The organism is Bernardetia sp. Wsw4-3y2 (genome assembly GCF_037126295.1).
Classification (GTDB): Bacteria; Bacteroidota; Bacteroidia; order Cytophagales; family Bernardetiaceae; genus Bernardetia.
This window is the reverse complement of record NZ_CP147017.1, coordinates 3058410-3077660: the sequence shown is the minus strand read 5'-3', so window position 1 is coordinate 3077660 and position 19251 is coordinate 3058410. Positions and strand designations below refer to the sequence as shown.

The 19251-nt window shown below is 31.4% G+C and carries 14 protein-coding genes; 6 read left to right on the top strand and 8 right to left on the bottom strand.

Translation table 11 applies throughout. From position 1 onward, the window contains the following. Positions 1-101: 101 nt before the first annotated feature. From V9L05_RS12540 to V9L05_RS12520, 5 genes are all read left to right on the top strand, one after another. Complete coding sequence (locus V9L05_RS12540) at positions 102-1073, top strand: transketolase family protein (protein ID WP_338812222.1); 972 nt, start codon at positions 102-104, stop codon at positions 1071-1073. 176 nt (positions 1074-1249) lie between these two features. Further along, complete coding sequence (locus V9L05_RS12535; RefSeq protein ID WP_338792909.1) at positions 1250-2110, top strand: hypothetical protein; 861 nt, start codon at positions 1250-1252, stop codon at positions 2108-2110. 57 nt (positions 2111-2167) lie between these two features. Further along, the gene (locus V9L05_RS12530; protein WP_338792910.1) at positions 2168-3157 is read left to right on the top strand and encodes a succinylglutamate desuccinylase/aspartoacylase family protein; all 990 of its coding nucleotides are present in this window, start codon (positions 2168-2170) and stop codon (positions 3155-3157) included. A gap of 239 nt (positions 3158-3396) precedes the next feature. Next, positions 3397-4299 carry a MerR family transcriptional regulator gene (locus tag V9L05_RS12525; protein WP_338792911.1) on the top strand — a complete coding sequence of 301 codons (903 nt, stop codon included), beginning with the start codon at positions 3397-3399 and terminating at the stop codon, positions 4297-4299. 247 nt (positions 4300-4546) lie between these two features. Continuing rightward, entirely contained in the window at positions 4547-4942 is a 396-nt protein-coding gene (locus V9L05_RS12520) for a hypothetical protein (protein WP_338812221.1), read from the top strand. A gap of 95 nt (positions 4943-5037) precedes the next feature. Here the strand turns inward: V9L05_RS12520 and V9L05_RS12515 are convergent, their stop codons facing one another. The 3 genes from V9L05_RS12515 to cobT form a co-directional block, all read right to left on the bottom strand. Continuing rightward, positions 5038-5370, bottom strand: coding sequence for an iron-sulfur cluster biosynthesis family protein (locus tag V9L05_RS12515; protein WP_338792913.1), 333 nt, complete (start codon positions 5368-5370; stop codon positions 5038-5040). 126 nt (positions 5371-5496) lie between these two features. Further along, entirely contained in the window at positions 5497-5946 is a 450-nt protein-coding gene (locus V9L05_RS12510) for a DUF2141 domain-containing protein (protein ID WP_338812220.1), read from the bottom strand. Positions 5947-6099: 153 nt separating this feature from the next. Next, positions 6100-7146 (bottom strand): nicotinate-nucleotide--dimethylbenzimidazole phosphoribosyltransferase, encoded by a 1047-nt coding sequence (gene cobT, locus V9L05_RS12505; protein ID WP_338812219.1) that lies wholly within the window; start codon positions 7144-7146, stop codon positions 6100-6102. Between the two features lie 258 nt (positions 7147-7404). Here cobT and V9L05_RS12500 point away from each other — a divergent pair, with 258 nt between their 5' ends. Further along, complete coding sequence (locus V9L05_RS12500) at positions 7405-7551, top strand: hypothetical protein (protein ID WP_338792916.1); 147 nt, start codon at positions 7405-7407, stop codon at positions 7549-7551. Between the two features lie 318 nt (positions 7552-7869). Here the strand turns inward: V9L05_RS12500 and V9L05_RS12495 are convergent, their stop codons facing one another. The 5 genes from V9L05_RS12495 to V9L05_RS12475 form a co-directional block, all read right to left on the bottom strand. Continuing rightward, positions 7870-9186, bottom strand: coding sequence for a CapA family protein (locus V9L05_RS12495; RefSeq protein ID WP_338812218.1), 1317 nt, complete (start codon positions 9184-9186; stop codon positions 7870-7872). A gap of 78 nt (positions 9187-9264) precedes the next feature. Next, the gene (locus tag V9L05_RS12490) at positions 9265-10374 is read right to left on the bottom strand and encodes a hypothetical protein (protein WP_338812217.1); all 1110 of its coding nucleotides are present in this window, start codon (positions 10372-10374) and stop codon (positions 9265-9267) included. A gap of 65 nt (positions 10375-10439) precedes the next feature. Next, positions 10440-13715, bottom strand: a complete 3276-nt coding sequence (locus V9L05_RS12485; protein WP_338812216.1) for a hypothetical protein — start codon at positions 13713-13715, stop codon at positions 10440-10442. A gap of 140 nt (positions 13716-13855) precedes the next feature. Beyond that, positions 13856-15577 (bottom strand): helix-hairpin-helix domain-containing protein, encoded by a 1722-nt coding sequence (locus tag V9L05_RS12480; RefSeq protein ID WP_338812215.1) that lies wholly within the window; start codon positions 15575-15577, stop codon positions 13856-13858. A 107-nt stretch (positions 15578-15684) separates the two neighbouring features. Further along, positions 15685-19119 carry a VIT domain-containing protein gene (locus V9L05_RS12475; RefSeq protein ID WP_338812214.1) on the bottom strand — a complete coding sequence of 1145 codons (3435 nt, stop codon included), beginning with the start codon at positions 19117-19119 and terminating at the stop codon, positions 15685-15687. Positions 19120-19251 lie beyond the last annotated feature (132 nt).

Below are 19251 nucleotides of genomic sequence, written 5' to 3'. Positions count from 1 at the left end.
ATTGGACGTTGATAATGGGATTTACGACAAAACCGTTTATCTTTGTCTTATAAATAGATTCTTCTTCTTATTTCTATCATTTATATCATTGTTTTAAGAACATGAAAAAATATACTTTCGACACAAAAAACGATACTCGCTCAGGTTTTGGCGACGGACTTACAGAACTAGGTAAAACAAACCCTAAAGTAGTTGCACTTTGTGCTGACCTTATTGGTTCACTCAAAATGGGCGATTTTCAAAAGCAATTTCCAGAGCGTTTCTATCAAGTTGGTATTGCAGAAGCCAATATGATGGGTATTGCAGCAGGTCTTACTATTGGTGGCTGGATTCCTTTTACAGGAACTTTTGCCAATTTTTCAACAGGTAGAGTATATGACCAAATTCGTCAGTCGATTGCTTATTCTGGTAAAAATGTCAAAATTTGTGCTTCTCATGCAGGTATTACACTTGGAGAAGATGGTGCAACACACCAAATATTGGAAGATATTGGAATGATGCAAATGCTTCCTCACATGACTGTTATCAATCCTTGTGATTATAACCAAACAAAAGCAGCCACTTTAGCAATTGCAGATTATCAAAACCCTGTTTATTTGCGTTTTGGTCGTCCGAAAGTTCCTGTTTTTATGCCTACTGATGTAAAGTTTGAAATTGGAAAAGCAATCACTTTACAAGAAGGAACAGATGTTACTATTTTTGCAACTGGACACTTGGTTTGGGAAGCTCTTTTGGCTCATGAAGAACTTTTAAAAGAAGGAATTTCTGCCGAAATCATCAATATACATACAATTAAACCATTAGATAGAGAAGCAATTTTGAAGTCTGTTTCTAAGACAAAATGTGCTGTTTCTGCCGAAGAGCATCAAATTATGGGTGGTTTGGGAAGTAGTATTGCACAAACTTTAGTGATGAATAATCCTGTTCCTATGGAATTTGTAGGTGTAAATGATAGCTTCGGAGAAAGTGGAACACCTGAAGAATTGATGATAAAATATGGACTTACTTCAACTGATATTATCAAAAAAGCAAAAGCTGTTTTAGAACGTAAAGCAAAATTTGCTTCAGTTTAAATTAAAATTATATAGCATAGAATTTGTTATTCTATTTAGACAAAAAAGGCAATTTAAAAATAGATTGCCTTTTTTTTTGTAAATTTTGACTTTTATTTTTCAAAGAAAATTTCTCTCGCTGTTTTTGGTATTACGCCGTTGTTGGTGTCCTCACCAATAACATTTAACTCAAAAAAATGATAAAAAATATTTTACGTGGTGTATTAGATACTTTTGGCTACGAAGCACGAAAAAAATATGTTCCTACACAACATAGCACAGAAAGTTATGCTAATTTTGGAGAAGACAAAATACTGGCTTCTTACTTTGATAAAATTAGTAAAAATACAGAATCAGATAATAATTTTATAGTAGATATTGCAGCTTCCGACGGAATTACGATGTCTAATACTTTCGTTTTTTTTAGGGATGGATATGAAGGAGTAGCTGTTGAGTACGATAGTGAAAAATTTGCTTTTTTATCTAATTTGTACAAAATTTATCCGAATGTTCAGCTTTTACGCACCAAAGCGTTGCCTGATACAGTTCTTTCACTTTTGAAAGTAGCCGAAGCTCCAAAAGATTTCTTGTTCCTAAATTTGGATATTGATAGTTATGATTATTTTATTTTAGATAGTATTCTTTCAGAATATCGTCCTAGAGTAATTTGTACTGAAATTAATGAGCGTATTCCTTATCCTACTCGTTTTACAGTAACCTATCACCCAGATACATTTTGGAAGGGCGACAATTTTTTTGGATATAGCGTGGCAATGTTAGAAGATATTTGTGAAAAATATGATTATCAAGTCGTTAATATCCATTATAACAATGCTTTTTTAGTTCCAAAAGAACTCAACCAAGCTGTAAAGTTAAACGAAAATCCTGCTTCGATAGAAGAATTGTACAAGAAAGGATATTTGAATCAAACTGACCGAAAAATAAAGTTTGCACACAATTCAGAAATAGACCACTTATTAGAAAAATCACCAGAAGAAGTAAAAGAATTTTTGAAAAAAGAATTTGAGAAATACAAAGGAAATTATATTTTGGAATAACTATGTGTTATATAAACTAATTTTAAAACACATTTTTTATCACTCAAAACAAAAACTATGAAAAGCGAATTTCCAAATTATCATAAAGACATTGTCATTGATGGAGTTTCAGTAGCTGTAGGCGAACACAAACAAATCAATCTCAATATTGCAAAACTTCCTTCACGTACTTCTATTGATACACCTGTTTTTGTATATCGTTCCAAAAAACCTGGTAAAACATTATTGTTAATTGCAGGTATGCATGGCGATGAAGTAAATGGAGTGGAGATAATAAGACAATTAATTTCTAAAGAATTACTCATTCCTAAACGTGGAACTGTCATTGCCATTCCTCTTTTAAACATTTATGGCTTTTTGAATTTTTCTAGAGAAGTTCCTGATGGAAAAGATATTAATAGAAGTTTCCCTGGGAGCAAAGAAGGTTCACTGGCTAGTCGTGTGGCTAATGCGTTTACTACCGAAATTTTACCTCACATAGATTTAGGCTTAGATTTTCATACAGGAGGAGGCAGAATAAATAATTTCTCTCAGCTTCGTTGTTTGCTTGCTGAAGGAAAAAATGAAGAATATGCTCGTGCTTTTGCACCTCATTTTATTATTAATGCCAAACTAAGAGATAAGTCGCTTCGTAATCTTGCCCAACAAATGGGAAAACCTATTTTGGTATATGAAGGAGGAGAGTCACAACGCCTAAATCGTGCACCTGTAAAAGAAGGAATGCGTGGTGCTGTTCGTTTAATGCATCATTTAGACATGATAGACAGAGAAGATATACTCAAAATGCGTGGTGCAGACCGAGTTACAGAACCTGTTATTTTGGAACGTACTTCTTGGATGCGAGCTAAATTTTCAGGTCTTTTTAGATCTTTTGTTAGAAATGGTTCGATGATAGAGGAAGGACAAATTATTGGAAGTCTTACAGATCCTTTTGGCGAACTTCATCACGATATTATTTGCAAACAACGTTGTCATGTAGTAGCAATTAATCATCAAGCTGTTGTAAATCAAGGAGATGCTATCTTTCATTTGGGTAAAACAAGTTAGAAAGTTATAATTATTTATTTAGATTTAAAATAGTTCTTTTGTCTAAGAGAGGTAAACATAGATTAATTTTTGTTGAATATTTTCACAATCATATTAAACAAATTTTATATTTTTGCGTTATTGTATAAATTATTTACTACTCAGGAAGACGAAAATAGTTTTTATTAACTTTGAAAGAAAAGATATAATACTAATAATATATTAATAATCTACTCTACTTACTCTTAAATTTATTTATCGTGCGAGATACCAATACTTATTCCATACGAGATTTAGAAAACCTAACAGGCATTAGAGCACATACTATCCGAATGTGGGAACAGCGTTATGAAATCGTAACGCCCAAACGAACAGATACAAACATTCGTTATTATGACTCAGAAGATTTGAAATATATGCTCAATGTAGCATTACTCAATAATAATGGGGTTCGTATTTCGAAGATTGCCAAAATGTCCCAAAACGAAGTATATGTAAAAGTAAGGGAAACTCTTTCAAGAACTTCGGATTATCAATCTCAGATTAGCGCACTAACAGCTGCTACAATTGATATCAATGAAGAACAGTTTGAGAGAATCATGTCGACGAGTATTTTGCAGTTTGGTTTTGAAAAGACAATGCTTAATATTATTTATCCTTTTTTGAGCAGAATAGGAATGCTTTGGACTACCAATGCAATTAATCCAGCTCAAGAACATTTTATTACAGGACTTATTCGTCAGAAAATAATTGTTGCAATAGATGGACAGTATAGAGATAAGTCATCTGGGACAGGAAAAAAATATATTTTATTCTTACCTAGTGGAGAATTGCACGAAATTTCTCTCCTATTTTCTTATTATTTATTGAAAGTAAGAGGAAATCAAGTCATTTATTTAGGGCAAAATCTTCCTTTGAAAGACTTACAAGAAGTATATGCAACTCACAAACCTGCTACCTTAATAACCATTATTACGTCTTCACCAAGTGCAAATGCAGTAGAAGAATATTTATTTGAGATTGGTGAGCGTTTTCCAGATGCTGATATTTTAGTTTCTGGCTTTCAGGTAATGGGACAAGATTATAAGACTTCTAAAAATGTTCATATTCTACAAAAACCACAAGATTTGATTTCTTATTCGGAAGATAAAGCTGCCGAATAGATATAAAATTATTTTTCATAATTGTATTTTTTATAAATAAGGAATTGAAATTAAATAACATACTCATTTAAAAATAATGTTTTTTTGATATTCAGTGTATTATATTCGTAATTTTTAATTTGTAATTTTTCCTATAAAGTTAGATTTTTCCTTCTATAGATGAGCCGTTTGGGTGTTTTTTTTTGTGTATTAAAGTGAAAACCAAATTTCATTTTTACTAATTTAAAAATTAAACTACTCAATTATTATGGAATCTCAAGAATCAAGACAATCAAAAAACTTTTCAGATATAGAAACAGCTACTGAAAGAAGCATTTCTATTTCAGATAAAGAAAAATCAAATGGAATTATAGCCTACATTACTATAATAGGGTGGGTTATAGCTTTTGTTCAGAATCAAGAGCAAAAATCTGAATATGTTAATTTTCATATTCGCCAAATGCTTGGTATAGGAGTAGCAGGTATTGCTCTATCAGTAGTAAATATTATTCCATTACTTGGATGGCTAATTTCTATACTTGGAATAATACCTTTAGTTATTTTTTGGGTAATGGGACTTATGGGAGCTATAAATGGTGAACGCAAGCCTGTTCCAATTATAGGAGAGCATTTTCAAGAATGGTTTAAAAGTGTAGGAGCTTAAAGGTCTTTAGTTAGCTCTACTCACATATAAAAAATGACTGATAAAAACCTATTTATCAGTCATTTTTGCTTTTTGAAATAAGTACAAAAGTTTTTTTATTCTGAAGATTTGGGTTGAAAAACAAAACCTTGTTCGCTGCTTCGTTCCTCAAAATCAATTTCTAGACCTATCAGAAATAACATATCTTTTTTTTGATAGATAACTTCTAGTCTTTCTTTGTCATTACTTAAAGAACTCAAAGGATTTTCTAAAAAATACGATTCATCTTCTTCCTTTTTTTTATCAAAACCTAGACGAAAATTGACTCCACTACATCCATTCCCACCCTGTACAATTAAGCGCAATCCGTATTCTTTAGGAATGCTTTTGGTTGATAGAATAGTTTGAATATGAGAAAATGCTTTATCAGAAATTGTAACAGGAATCATTTGTTAATTAAAAGTATCATAGATTTCTAAGTCTATTATTAAAAGATAAATTAAATATCACGATAGTGTTAGTTCGCTCCGTTAAAATAAAATATGAAAAACATCATCAATGATTTTGCTACAAAATTAGTTGATAATTTTGACTTTTTGAACTGTATCTGCTTCTATTTTAAAATCAGCTTCATCAAAGTCAGGTGCGCTTACCTTAGGCTTGAAATTAGTAGAAAATCCATAGCCTTCTTTTGGAATTCCAAACATATTACTATCCATTTCACTATTTCCATTTTCGTCGTGAAATAATGCAAAAGCATAATCTCCTGCTTCTAAATCTGTAAAAGTAATTGTTGCTTTTTTGTCTTTTATAGTTACTTTCATTTTTTTGACAGCCTTCGAATCATCTTTTGGAAAACCAGCTTCTCCCTTAAAAAGAGCTATCATTATTGTTCCTTTGTCACTTTTTATATTAGAAACTTCCACTGTGAGTGTATGTTGAGCAAATGCTGTGGTAGAAAAGGCAAAAATAGACATAAATAAAACAGCAAATAAAGCTGTTTTGAAAAATTGAGAAGATTTCATAATTGGATTTAATAATGAGATATAAATTGAAAAAATAATTCACTCATAGATTACTCTATTATTATACCAAATGTTTTGATATTTAGAAGTAAAATATGGTTTTTAATAGATTTTTTATTAATTAACTCATTTTAAGTTCTATCTAAAATTTACTTATTTTAATGATTCTGAAACATTAGCTGTTTCAAATGAAGCCATACTATTCAGAAAAGCAATAGCAGATTCCAAAAGAGGATAGGCAATAGCACACCCTGTCCCCTCTCCCAAACGCATTCCCAATAAAAGAAGTGGCATTACTCTCAAATGCTCTAACATGTGAGCATGTCCATATTCGCCAGATTGATGAGAAAAAATCATATACTCTTTACTTTGTGGATAAAATGCATGTGCCATCATAGCAGCAGCCGTTGCAATAAAACCATCTACTAAAATAACCATGCCTTGTTGTGCTGCTTCTAGCATTGCTCCTACCATATGAGCAATTTCAAAACCTCCAAAAGTAGCTAAAACTTCGAAGGGTTTCATGTTTTTTGGATATTTGCGATCAGCTTGTTTCAAAAGAGTAAGTTTTTTATCTATTCCTCTTTCATTCAATCCTGTTCCACTTCCTACACATTCAGCAAGTTTTATTCCTGTGAGATGATGCAAAATAAGAGATGCAGAAGAGGTATTTCCAATTCCCATTTCTCCAAAACCAATAATATTTGTACCTTTTTTAGAAATATTTTCTACAATTTTACTTCCTTGTTCTATACATTTCCAACATTCTTTTTCACTCATAGCAGGTTTGTCTAAAAAATTATTTGTACCAAGTGCTATTTTTAGTTGTAAAAAATTCTCTTGTTGCTCATCGAATTCTTTTTTTACTCCTGTATCTACAACAATGAGTTCAATATTGCTTTGCTTACAAAAAATATTAATTGCTGCTCCTCCTTGTAAAAAGTTTTTTACCATTTGGTGTGTTACCTCCTGTGGATATTGGCTAACACCACTTTCTGCAATTCCATGGTCAGCAGCAAAAACAACAATGTGAGGGTTGAGAAGAGTAGGGGAAAGTGTTTGTTGTATAAGTCCTATTTGAAGAGCAATACCTTCTAATCTTCCTAAAGAGCCAATAGGTTTTGTTTTTTGATTGATTTTTCGCTGTAATTCTGGACGCAAACCCAAAGAAGGAGCAGCAATAGTAAAGGATAAAGACATAGAATAAAAAGTTAATAAAAATGTTTTTTTTTTCAAAAATACAATACTTTATTTAATCCACAATAATAAAGATTATAAAAGAGTTGTATAATAAAAATGATTTTCTTTGTTTTGTCATAAAATACAACATTTACTGTTGATTTAACACAACCTTTTCCTTCTGAATAGAGTATATTAAAAAACATTTGTTCATTGTTAGAGCTTTTTTTATATACTCAGAATCACTTTTATTTTATTTTATTCAACCTTATCTTACTTATGCGTTCTATTTTTTTTCGTGCTTTTATTGCTTTCACTTTCTTAGCCTTTGCTGGTCTAGGTACTTCTTGTCAACGTTCGGCTTGTTATGTTAAACCGAAAGCAGCTAAACAAAAGCGTGCACATTATAATAATCAGTATAAATAATTATTATTTTCAAAGTTATTTAAATCCTAAAAAGCAGCAAAATTAATAGTAAATCTATATTTTATAGAAATAAAAGTTTTTAGGTCTAGGGCAATTCTACACAAATATCAGTAGATTTGCCCTATTTTTTTACAGGTTATAACTAAAGTTGTTTAAGAATACTCTTTTTCCTTAGCACTAGGTTTGCAAACCTAGTGCTAAGGAAAAAGAACATAGCCTTTGTTGGTGTTTTAGCGTAGCGACACCAACAAATATACACTCAAAATCTATTCTTAAACAACTTCACTATTTACAAAAATAAAAAGCTATTTGATGCACCTATTTCAAAATTGCTTTTCCGTTTTTATCTAAAAATAAATGCTTACTATCTACATTATACATTCGCAGTGCATTATCACTATCTTTTCTACTTTGATTGAGATAAGCTCTACCACTTTTTGAAATAAAATCAAGAGTATCTAAAGATAAAAAAGGCGAAAAAGGAACAGAATCATTTTGAGCTGGATAAATACGGTATTCATTCTTTGAAGCATCACGAACTCTTCCAAAATAGACCCAAGTAGGCAAATGAGCAATGTTTTTCAAAATAATTTTTGATGTTTTTTGATTATTATTTTTTGGATCTCTCTTTTGATTTTTTTCAGTTACTTTTTCCATTTCTAGCCAAACAATTGCGCCATTATGACGAAAACGCTTTCTTTGTCCAGAATAGAAGTTTCCCATTGAATAGGCTACAATTCCACTATCTAAAGTCGCATTGCCTTGAGTTTTATATTTTTTCAACGGCTGTAAAACATGTGGATGTCCTCCAATGATGACATCTGCACCAAGTTCAATCGTTTTTTCAGTAATCATCTTTTGATATGAATTTGGCTCTGGTAAATATTCTGCGCCCCAGTGGTAATGAATCAAAACAATTTCAGCTCCTTGTTTTCTTGCTTTCTGAATATCTTGTCCTACTTTTACAGTATCAATAAGCTGAAAAAGATGGCTTTCAGATTCACGAAGCGTGATATTCGAAAATTGTGTATAAGCCAAAATACTATATTTAATATCATTTTTTTCAAATACTTTTATTTCGTCTTGTGCTTCCTGTGTACGATACGAACCCAAAACTCCTGTAAAATTTCGTTTGTCTAGTTCATCTAAAGTACGCAAAACACCATCTTTTCCTTGGTCGTAAGTATGGTTATTTACTGTTACGATAATGTCAAAACCTGCATCTTTGAGCGCATCAGCGTAGGCGTTTGGCGTATTGAATTGGGGATAAGATTTATAATTCTTTCCTTCTCCTGCCAAAACCGTTTCTAAATTTCCGACCATTACATCAGCAGCCGATAAAAATGGTTTTACACCTTCAAAAACAGGAATAAAATCATACGTATCATTTCCTTGAAAAACAGCCTTGTATTGTGAGCCATGACACATTAAGTCTCCAGTAAAAGCAAACGTAATTTTATTTGTATCTGGCTTTTCTGTAAAGTCTTTTATAGGCTCAAAGTTGGCAATTACCTTTAATGAATCCTTTATTCTTTCACTATCTTCTGTACTTGCAGAGGCTTCCTGTGCAGGCGAACACGATGAGAAATTTGATAGAATTGAAAAGGCTAAAATGTATAGATAGATATGTTTCATTGGTTTTTGTTCGGTTTTAAATGTTTAATTAAAACCCTAAGAGTCGCTGAAGCCCCTTAGGATTACTATTTTATTAGGTTATTCCTTTAGCATAAGTTCGGTGTTATTTGCATAAAGAACAAAATAAGGATTTGTAGCATCTACTTTTTTGAGTAAAACAAAAAATGGTTTATCAAATCGCATTTTTTTTGGTTTGGGTTTTTCTTCTTCTATTTCCTCTCCTATGATTGCTACTGAATCTGCCATCATTTCAAACTCACTTTCTATTTCTGCTCCTTTTTCATCAAGGACAAAGGCAGTTCTTTGCCAAGCTCTCAAGATAGAGTGTTTTCTATTTGTAGAAACAGCATTGATTTGATTTCCTTCTATTTCTTCAAAATTATTCTCAATATTGAAGTTCAATTTAGGAATTACAACTTCATCTTTTTCAAAAAAACTAAATTTCCAATTCAATTTTGAATTATATAACTCTTTCTTCCCTTTCAAAATATTTTCTTTAAGCCTTTCATTCATTTGAGCAAGTGTCTTGAAATTTTCTTGTGTTTTGAATAAAAGAATTTCATGTAACTGGTCTTTTGGTAATAACTTAATAACAAACTCATCATCATTTTTATAGTAGAGGATATGAATAATATACTCAGCATCTTCATCTTGTCCAAAAACACCAAAAGACGCAACTTTTTGTTTTTGAAAAATGAGTTCATTATCAAAACTATACAAGTTAGATTCAAAAGGTAGTGATTTATTAAATTCTGCTTTTATTATTACACCATCTTCTATTTTTCCCTCTACTTTATATTCGCTTTTACCCAAAACATTTTTAAAAGAAGTAGAATTATTGATTAATACTAAATCTTTTTGCTTGTTTTGCAATTCATTAGGAATTTCAAAAGTAGTACTCAATGTATTTCGTAATTCCTCCCAAGCATATAAAAGCGTTACACAATAAATAGCATTTTTATTTTTTGGAATCTGGTTTTCTAAAGTAGGTAAAAACTCTGTTCTTGGATATTCAGATATTTTTTTTGCTTTAGGAAAATCTCTTTTTATCCTCTTTGGCTGATGTTCTATATAAAATATACTATCTTCCTCAATGTTGTTTTCTTCTGTCTTATCGTTGGTTTTCTTATTACCACAACTGCAAACAATGAAAGAAAGAATAAAAAATAAGACAAAGTTTGATTTCATAAAATGAAGATTTATAAAAAATAAAATTCGTAATTAGCTATGCTGCTTTGACAGGTGGTAATTCTTTAATTAATATTTCCCCCATTCATCCACTCTTCTACTTCTCGTTCTTTTTGCTTCTTGAGTGTGTCGTATTTTGGAGAAAACTCTTCATAGTATTTTGGCATATTCAACCTCAAAAATTCTTTTGAGCGTTCGGCATAATTATCTAATCCTGCATCTAAAGCCTCCAAGGCATAAATTTCATTTGCTTTAGCCGAATAAGGAAAGGTTTCTACAACTTGAAAAGCAACTTTATAGGCTTTGTCTTTCAGATTATTTCGTTTATAATATACAATTGCTTCTTCCAAAACTTCAAAATCAAAAGGAAGTCCTGCAATTGCTTTCTGCATTGCATTTCTAGAACGAGCAGTATCTCCTAATTGCTCAGCAAAAAGAGCTGTATAGAATTGTTTTTTAGCTTTTTGGTATGCACGAGTAGGTTTTAGATTATCCAAAATAGAAACAGAAGAAAGCAATTTATTATCCTTCCAAAGTAATTCTAAATCGATAAGTTGGAAACGTTCAAGCGTTCTGAATTCTAATTCTTCTGCGCTAAGTTGTGTAGCTGAATTTCGCCAAACTAATGCACTTTGTAAGTCTCCTCGTTTTAAATCAAATTCTATTTTATCTAAAACTACTTCTAATTTCAAGTTTTGATTTGTCATGGTTTGGAGCTTTTCAGCAAATTCTTTTGTGCCTTCTTCTCCTATCAAATATGGAATTTGGTAATGGAAATAACGTCTTTTTGCATCTTCATCTAAAGAATCAAAATTTATTTTTTGGTTAGCGTCAGCTTGTAGAGTCAAATACATTTCGTTTGCTGTTGCCTGAAAAGGATGTGTTGCTGTCGTATCCCAACCTCTCCACATTTGAAGAGCTTCTGTTTTGTCTTCTTGATAACGTACTTTTTCAGAAAGTGCAATGGCTTCATACAAATTATTTAATCCTCTATTCATCAAATAGGCTTTATTAAAATACAAACTTGCTTCATCGTATTGTTTGTGTTCTAAAAACCAAAGTCCTAATAAATGTTTGTACTGTGAAGACGAATTTCCATAAGCCGTATCTAAATATTTTAGTGTAATAAAAGCATTATAAACATCGCCTAATTTATATTGATTGACAGCCTTTACCAAAAGCATAAAAGGAACATGCTCTTGATTTGCCAAAACTTGCTCTCTATTTTTGATAAGTTCTACAATTGTGCTATCTACTTTTTGATTAGCTTGTTCGTCTGCTACTCGCTGATTGAGCAGTCCGTAGTGATAAACATAGAGTAAATCTTCCGTCGTCCAAACTGAATCTTGAACTAGCTTTTCATTAAAATTAATATCTGTATTTGAGTTTAAATTAGCTTCCTTTTTATCTAAATCAAAGAAGCGTTTTTGATATAAAATTTTGTTTGAAAGTGCGCCTGTGTTGTCTTGCGTTTTGATGCGTAATTCTAAAGAGTCTAAGGCTGTATAATTGTCCGTTAGTGCATTTAATGTCCACCAGTTTGTTTCCAAAGTAGATTTTGCTTGCTCAGAATCAGCGTGTTTTTTGACTTTCTCTAATTCTCTAGCCAAAGAATCATTGTTTTGTAAACCAAAACGCTCAATAGAACTAAAAATCAAATTATTTTTTAGTTGTGGACTTTCTGGAAACTCAGCCGAACCATTCAGAAGGGTATAATAAGATTGGTCTGCATTATTTGTTCTGAGCATTAAATCCGAAACTGCTGTATATGTATAAGGCGATGCTGTACGTTCGGATGCAATTCTTAAAAAAGAAAAGGCTTCTTGCCAGTGATATTGACGCAATGCAATTCCTGCCATTCCCCAATATCCTTTATGATTTGTATAAATTTTCTGAAGAGCAGATTTATAATTTATTTTCGCCAGTTGATAGGTATCTTCTACTTTTTTATCTCTCTCTTCAATTTCTTGTAATGTCAGATTGCTTGTAATTCCATTTCCTATTGCATTTTCATCTACTCCTTTTTTATTTAAAGCATCTGCTTCTGATAAGAAAACATCTCCAATTCCATTCAAATAACCTGCTTGTGCTTGATTGTAATGAATAAAATTATGGCGATAAAATAAAAGGGTAATTACAATTCCAGCTACCAAAGCTGTATAACTCCAATCTACTTTACGAGGTTGCCACAAAAGAGGATAGGCTTGAAGGCTTTTTTCTAAAAGCTCACTAAAATTGATAAATATATAAATGAAGAAAGCGAGCGCAAAACCGATATTTGAATAAATAATTATGTCTGAAAAAATATCAATTAAAGGGTCATTATTAGTAGAAATGACATACATAATTGTCGAACAAGCAATCAAAGCCCAACCGATATACAAAAGCAAACCTACAGGACGAGCATCAAAAAACTTTTTATAATGTGCTTCTCTTCCTACAAATCCCCAAATGCCTAACACAGTCATAATGACAAAAATCACAAAAGGAGGAATATAAATAATTTCCCAAGTAATGCCATGAATACTGAAAAGATAAGAATAAACCATGTGTAGAAAAAATATTCCACTGACGATAGCAAAATGGGTCAAGGTACTATTTGAGCCATCTGCACCACGAGAAACTAGCCAATATAAAGCTCTAGGAATTTCGTGTCCATTAAAAATAATAAACAAAAATGTCAAAATAATAGGAACTACAATACCATAGTTTGCTAGAAAAAACACTGGATTACTGAGTGTGTTGAGTTGAGAATCCACAACAAACCCAATTCCGATAGCCAAAGCAGAAATAAGCAAAAAGCGAACAAGCAGAGAACCTTTTGCAAAAAATTGAAACAAGAAAGTAACCACTCCAAAACTCAGAAGAACGACAATAAACCAAGTCTTTTCATTTCTAAAATCCATAAGTCCTTGAATGCCAGCTAATCCATCAATAGAACAATAACTCAAGAAAATAGCAAAAACAAAAAGCACAATTCCGTACCAATGAACACGCAAATAGGTTGCAGCAGTCAAAATCAAAACCCATGCAAAGGCAACACTAAAAGCAAAAATATTTGCAGCCGAATAATTTAGCTGGAGGAAAGAAGTTGAGAAAGTTTTGTTGAGTAAATAACCATCTACTTCTGCAATAAATGGAAAAAAGATATGTTGAAAGCTATCAATTTGAAGAGGAACAGTAGTAAGTTCTCCGTTAGAAGTCCATTCGAAAACAGCTTTTTCTCCCAAAACAAAGGCATACAAATAAGCTCCCAAAGCACCAAAAAGCGCAAAAATAGAAAGTGTACACAAAATACGCTCTGCTAAAGACCATTTTCTCCAAAAAATTAGGTTTTTCATAGGTTGATTATGACGTGGTTTTATATCTTTTGTCAAAGGCAAGCCTTTGACCTACGAAGTATTTTATCTTTATAAACGAATATTATTTTATAAATTGTGCTACAAATTTAGTCAATTTAATTTTTTAACTTGAATTAATCTTAACTTTTCGCCCAACTCTCAAACTCCTCAATAGAAAGCGTATTCAACGTTTTTTTCTTCAAAAGTCCTCCCTTTTGTGCTACTCTTACGCCCCATTGTGTATCTTTCAAACCTTCGGTAGAATGTGCATCAGGACTGATACAGAGCCAAACATTTTTTTGCATTGCATAATCAATCCATTTCCAATCCAAATCTAAGCGATGAGGATTTGCATTTATTTCTATGGCTACATTATATTCTGCACAAGCATCAATTATTTTTTTGTGGTCTATTGGATAGCCTTCTCTTCTCAAAAGTAGCCTTCCTGTTGGATGTCCTAGTATTTTTGTATAAGGATTTTGAATGGCTTTCAATAATCTTTCGGTTGCTTTTTCTTCGCTCATTCCTAAAACTGAATGCACAGAAGCAATTACAACTTCAAAACCTTTGAGTGTAGTTTCGTCATAATCCAAACTTCCATCATTCAAAATATCAGATTCTATTCCTTTGAAGATACGGAAAGGAGCTAGTTTTTTATTTAACTCTTCTATTTCTTTCCATTGTTGTTCTACTCTTTCTTTGTTCAGACCATTTGCATAAAAAGCAGATTGAGAATGGTCAGAAATGACTAAATAGCAATGTCCTAATTCTTTGGCAGCTACAGCCATTTGTTCGATGCTATTTTGTCCGTCGCTGTATGTTGAGTGATTATGAATTGTTCCTTTCAAATCTTCTAATTCTAAAAGGTCATTTTGTGTATTTTCTTTTATCCATTTCCATTCACTATTATTATTTTCCAAAGTATTTAATCCGTTTCTTAATGGATAAGGAATAAATTTCGAACCTACTTTCTGATAAATTTCTTCTTCTGAATTTGCCTTTTGATAAGAAGCCGAAAGCAAAGAACTTTCCAAATGATTCGGATTATTTGAAGAATAATTTAGGTGAGATAGTGAAGACGATTCTCTCAATAGTTTTCCATAATAATTTTCTTTTTCTGTAAGATGAATTTCTAAATTCAAATCAATTTCATCAAAATTTCCTTTCCATAAAAAAGGCGAACTATTTTTTGCATCAAAACTTATTCCATCTAAATTATTCAAAAATTGAAATACTTCTTTAGTCGTTTTTCCATCTTTCAAAATGCTGACAAAAGAAATTGTATCAATAATTGGTTCGTGCCTTGCTACTTGTCCTGCTGCGCTTATTTTTTCTATGAAATCTTGTTTATCTAAAATATTCAAAATATAATCAGAATATTGAAAGGCAATATTGATACGTTGCTTTCCTTCTTGTTTTTCTAAAAATTCTATCTGATTCGCAATATTTTCGGCTGTCTTTTTTCCAAACCCTTTTGTTTTTTCTAACGAACCATCTTTAGCAGCTTGGTATAAATCTTTTACTGTTTCAATTCCTAATTCTGTCCAAATAACACGAACTTTTTTTGCTCCCATTCCTTTTATACTGAGCATTTCGAAAACTCCTGCTGGCGTTTGGCTAGTCAGTTCGTCTAATTCCTTAAAACTTCCATTTTCTAAAAGAGAAAGAATTTTTTCACTCATATTCTGACTAAAACCCAGTGCTACAAGCTGTTTTTGAGAAAGTTCGGCAGCTACTTCATTTAGATTTTCCAAACGAGTAGCCGTTCCTGTGTAAGAACGCACTTTAAAAGGATTTTCGTCGTGAAGTTCTAGTAAAGAACCTGTCAGTTTGAAGGATTGGGCGAGTTGTTTGTTAGTCATTTTATAGAAAAGAGTAAAATAGAATTTCGGTTTGTCTTTGTTTACAAAGATACTAAAAACTATAATCTAAACCTTAAGGGACTTCGAAGACCCTTAGGGTTTGAAAGTTATTTTTCCCACTCAAATCTACCAATTTCAATTTCTTTTTTGCCTGTTTGTCCTGCTTCTAATTGAAAGACAATTTCTTTTTGAGTTTGATTTTTAGTGCCATAATTAAAATAAATTATTGCTTTTAGGGTAGTTGCTCCTCCTATTTTCTGAACTCTATCGCCATAAAAATTTACTTTAATGATATACTCTCCTTCAATCGCTTCTTTCAATAGATATTCCTCTGAACCATATCCACTTGTCATATCATTTGACATTCTTCCTCCATTTTGGGTAAGTTTGTTTTGATAATAACATTTTTCTTCTGTTGGTTCGATTATCCATAAATCAATATCTGTTTCAAGTGTATTCCAATCCAAAACTACTCGTACATCTACAGGTAGATTTTTAATTAAACTAGCTTGATTCTCTTTCTCATTTTTTTCTGATTTTTCTTGTAGTTTATTATTCATTTTTACTTTAGATAAATCTAATTGATTTTTATGCAAAGCAATCAAATTATTAAATTCGGTTAGAATAATCGATTTAAAATTAGGGAAAAGACTTTGAAGTATGTTTCTATTGCTTGTCTGTTCAGTAAAATCGGTTATCAAAATTTCGTAAAATAAATCTAATGCTTTTTGATACTCTTTATTTTTTTGATACGCCAAAGCCAAATCTCTTGAAGAATGTGGTTCATCAGGACGAAGTTCTTTTACCTTCTCAAAAAGAAAAATAGCTGTTTCCATTTTCTCAAGCTCACTATATTTATAGGCTAACATTTTTAAAAGTTCATGGTTTTCTAGTTCTAGCTCTACAATATTAGACAAAATTTGCAGACCTAATTCTTGTTCTCCATTTTGAATAAAATAAGTTCCTACAATCAAGAAAAAAGAAGGTGTAGAAGAATATTGCTTTTTGAGAGAAAGATAGGTTTGAAAACGATTTTTTTTCGAAGCATTTTTGATAGAATCCATATATGGCTCATCTGGACTCCATTTTTTTATAATCAATGCTGTAGCTCTATCTTGCTGGCTTGTCATTTGTCTTTGAGTAGAATCTAATAGTACATAATCATTTGAATCAAAATTAACAGAAGAATTTCCTCTAATTACAATTTGAGAGGAAGAACCAGCAACTCCATTAGAAGAAATTTGTACGCCTGCTACTTTTCCTTGAAGAGATTCAACAATTTCTTCTGAATCAACAGTTTGAACAGCATTACTCAAACTTTCTGATTCACTTTCAACACCATAACTAGTAACCACTACTTCAGATAATTGCGAATCTTCCTCTAGTTGTACATCAATTACTGATTGATTTCCTACACGGATTTCTTTAGAATCAAATCCAACAAACCTATAAACGAGGACATCTTCTGAACTACAAACAAGAGAGTATTTTCCCTCTATATCTGTTTGTGTGCCTGTTTGAGTTCCCTTTATTTGGACAGTTGCACCAGGTAAAGTTCCTACACTTGTTTCAGAAACAGTTCCTGTTACAGTTCTATTACGTTCGTAATTTTGGACTGCACCTTCATCAATCGGAATACTTCTAGTTTGACTTCTGCTTTGTTGATTCGTTCTTTTAATTGGCTGAATTGGTTTTGCTTTCTTATTCTCTGTCCACCATTCTATTTTTTCTTCGTAGTCTGCAAGAGCTAATTTGATAATTTCACTTTCTGTACTGGCTATTTTCTGAGTTTTTTGAGCTAATAGTTTTTCATACTCTTCTTTTAGTTCGGCTGGTGGAGAAATTTCATATCTGACATAATCTTCTATTCTATCCAAAACGATAAGCGAAGTATAAGGCGTAATCAAACTATATTTTTTGGCTACTTCAATGATTTTGGTTTTATTTTGAATAGAATTTAATGACAATTCATCTACTTTTTTGTTTGCCCAAATACGCTGAATAGAGGTTGAATTATAATTTTTGGGAATTGTTATCTTTCTAGTTTCTAATACCTGTTTTCCTATTCCAAACTGAATTTCTATTTCTGTATCTTTAGTCGATTTTATTTGTCCTGCTAAAGAAAAAGTTTTGTCTCTTTGTAGCGTTTGAGGTGTTTGTGGATAAACTTCGCTTACTATTCTGTTTTTATATTTTGCGCCCAAAAACTGATAATTTTGAGATAAAAGAGCTTCTACGGCTTCTTTTTGTGTTTCATAAGAAAGATTGATATAATTTCCTCCTGTTTTTTGGGCTAAAGAATTTAGAAAAGGAGCATCATTTGTTCCACTAGAAACAATAGTATAAATAGTTTGTAGATTATCTTTTTTAATAGGAAAAGCTGTTTCTGAATAAGATAGATTTGAAATTCCATCCGAAAAAAGAAGGATTTCCTCTTGGTCTAATTTAGGGAAATCAATGGCTTTTAAATCTGTTCCTCCGTCATAAACTACGCTTTCTAATTGCTCTTTAATTTTTATAATTTGATTTTCAAAATTAGATTCATTTATCAAAAATTCATTCTGACTGACTATTCTATTATTGAATAAAATTAATTTTATTTTTAATGAATTATCTGATTTTTTTGAGCTAATTGTTTCTAAATACTTTTTAAGAAGTGCTATTTCTTTTTCTGTATTTCTTTCTTTGCTAGAAGTCGAAACATCCCACAAAACAGCAATAGAAGAAGGCAATATTTTTTCTTTTTGAATGACATTAGGAATTAGATTTATATAAAAATAATCGTTTTTGGCATTTGAATCACTATTTTTTTCTCTAAAAACTCGCTCATTTATTTCTGTTGGAATCTCAAAACTAAAAATTCCTGTTGCTTTAAAATCTTTTTCCTTTGCTTCCACAATAAATGCGTTTTTCCATTCTTTAAAAGAAAAATTAGAAAGCTGATTTTGCTTAATTGTCGGCTTTTTAGTTTGATTAATAACCTCTACTTTCAAATCAAACTCTTTTACTTTTCCATATTTCAAATTCATTTGATACAAAGGTACTTTGCTATCTTGTAGTTCTTCTTCATAACCTATCAAAATTATTTTTCGTCCTTTTGCAGGAATAGGATAAACTCTCGCTTTATAATTATTTCCAACTGTCATTTCTAATAAAGCTGGGTCAATTTCTTGCCTGACTACTCCTTCAAAAGCTCGCCTTCCCAATTCTTTTTCTACTACTACGCCTTCTCTAAGTTTTCCATTCAAATCCATTGCAAATCTGAAAACACGTTGATTATCGGCAAGTGGGAAATTTAATTCTCCCTCCAAAATTCTATTATTCGGATTATAAAAAGTTAATTTTGTTACTGTTGTGGCTCTGTTTCCTATAATTTCTACTTGAATAGAAACGTTTTCTAAATAAATAAGTGCGCTATCATTTTTGATTTTTAAAATCGATAAATTACCCAAATCATTTGACTGTTGAGAAAAGGCAGAAGCTAAAGCACAAAGGTAAAAACAAGTAAGAAAAATAAAGTTGTGTAAATAATACTTCATCATAATAAATTGGGTTAGTGAGAAAGTGTAAACAAATCTTAAAAAAACCTTTACGATGAGTTTTATAAGAAGCGTTGCAAAGCTGGTTTTATATTTTATTAATTACTGTCAATATTTGACCTAAAACAAAGATAA

Excerpts from the sequence above, each read along its gene's own strand:
- V9L05_RS12540 (WP_338812222.1), top strand. The coding sequence starts at position 102 with ATGAAAAAATATACTTTCGACACAAAAAACGATACTCGCTCAGGTTTT.
- V9L05_RS12535 (WP_338792909.1), top strand. The coding sequence starts at position 1,250 with ATGATAAAAAATATTTTACGTGGTGTATTAGATACTTTTGGCTACGAA.
- V9L05_RS12530 (WP_338792910.1), top strand. The coding sequence starts at position 2,168 with ATGAAAAGCGAATTTCCAAATTATCATAAAGACATTGTCATTGATGGA.
- V9L05_RS12520 (WP_338812221.1), top strand. The coding sequence starts at position 4,547 with ATGGAATCTCAAGAATCAAGACAATCAAAAAACTTTTCAGATATAGAA.
- V9L05_RS12515 (WP_338792913.1), bottom strand. The coding sequence starts at position 5,370 with ATGATTCCTGTTACAATTTCTGATAAAGCATTTTCTCATATTCAAACT.
- V9L05_RS12510 (WP_338812220.1), bottom strand. The coding sequence starts at position 5,946 with ATGAAATCTTCTCAATTTTTCAAAACAGCTTTATTTGCTGTTTTATTT.
- cobT (WP_338812219.1), bottom strand. The coding sequence starts at position 7,146 with ATGTCTTTATCCTTTACTATTGCTGCTCCTTCTTTGGGTTTGCGTCCA.
- V9L05_RS12500 (WP_338792916.1), top strand. The coding sequence starts at position 7,405 with ATGCGTTCTATTTTTTTTCGTGCTTTTATTGCTTTCACTTTCTTAGCC.
- V9L05_RS12495 (WP_338812218.1), bottom strand. The coding sequence starts at position 9,186 with ATGAAACATATCTATCTATACATTTTAGCCTTTTCAATTCTATCAAAT.
- V9L05_RS12490 (WP_338812217.1), bottom strand. The coding sequence starts at position 10,374 with ATGAAATCAAACTTTGTCTTATTTTTTATTCTTTCTTTCATTGTTTGC.
- V9L05_RS12485 (WP_338812216.1), bottom strand. The coding sequence starts at position 13,715 with ATGAAAAACCTAATTTTTTGGAGAAAATGGTCTTTAGCAGAGCGTATT.
- V9L05_RS12480 (WP_338812215.1), bottom strand. The coding sequence starts at position 15,577 with ATGACTAACAAACAACTCGCCCAATCCTTCAAACTGACAGGTTCTTTA.
- V9L05_RS12475 (WP_338812214.1), bottom strand. The coding sequence starts at position 19,119 with ATGATGAAGTATTATTTACACAACTTTATTTTTCTTACTTGTTTTTAC.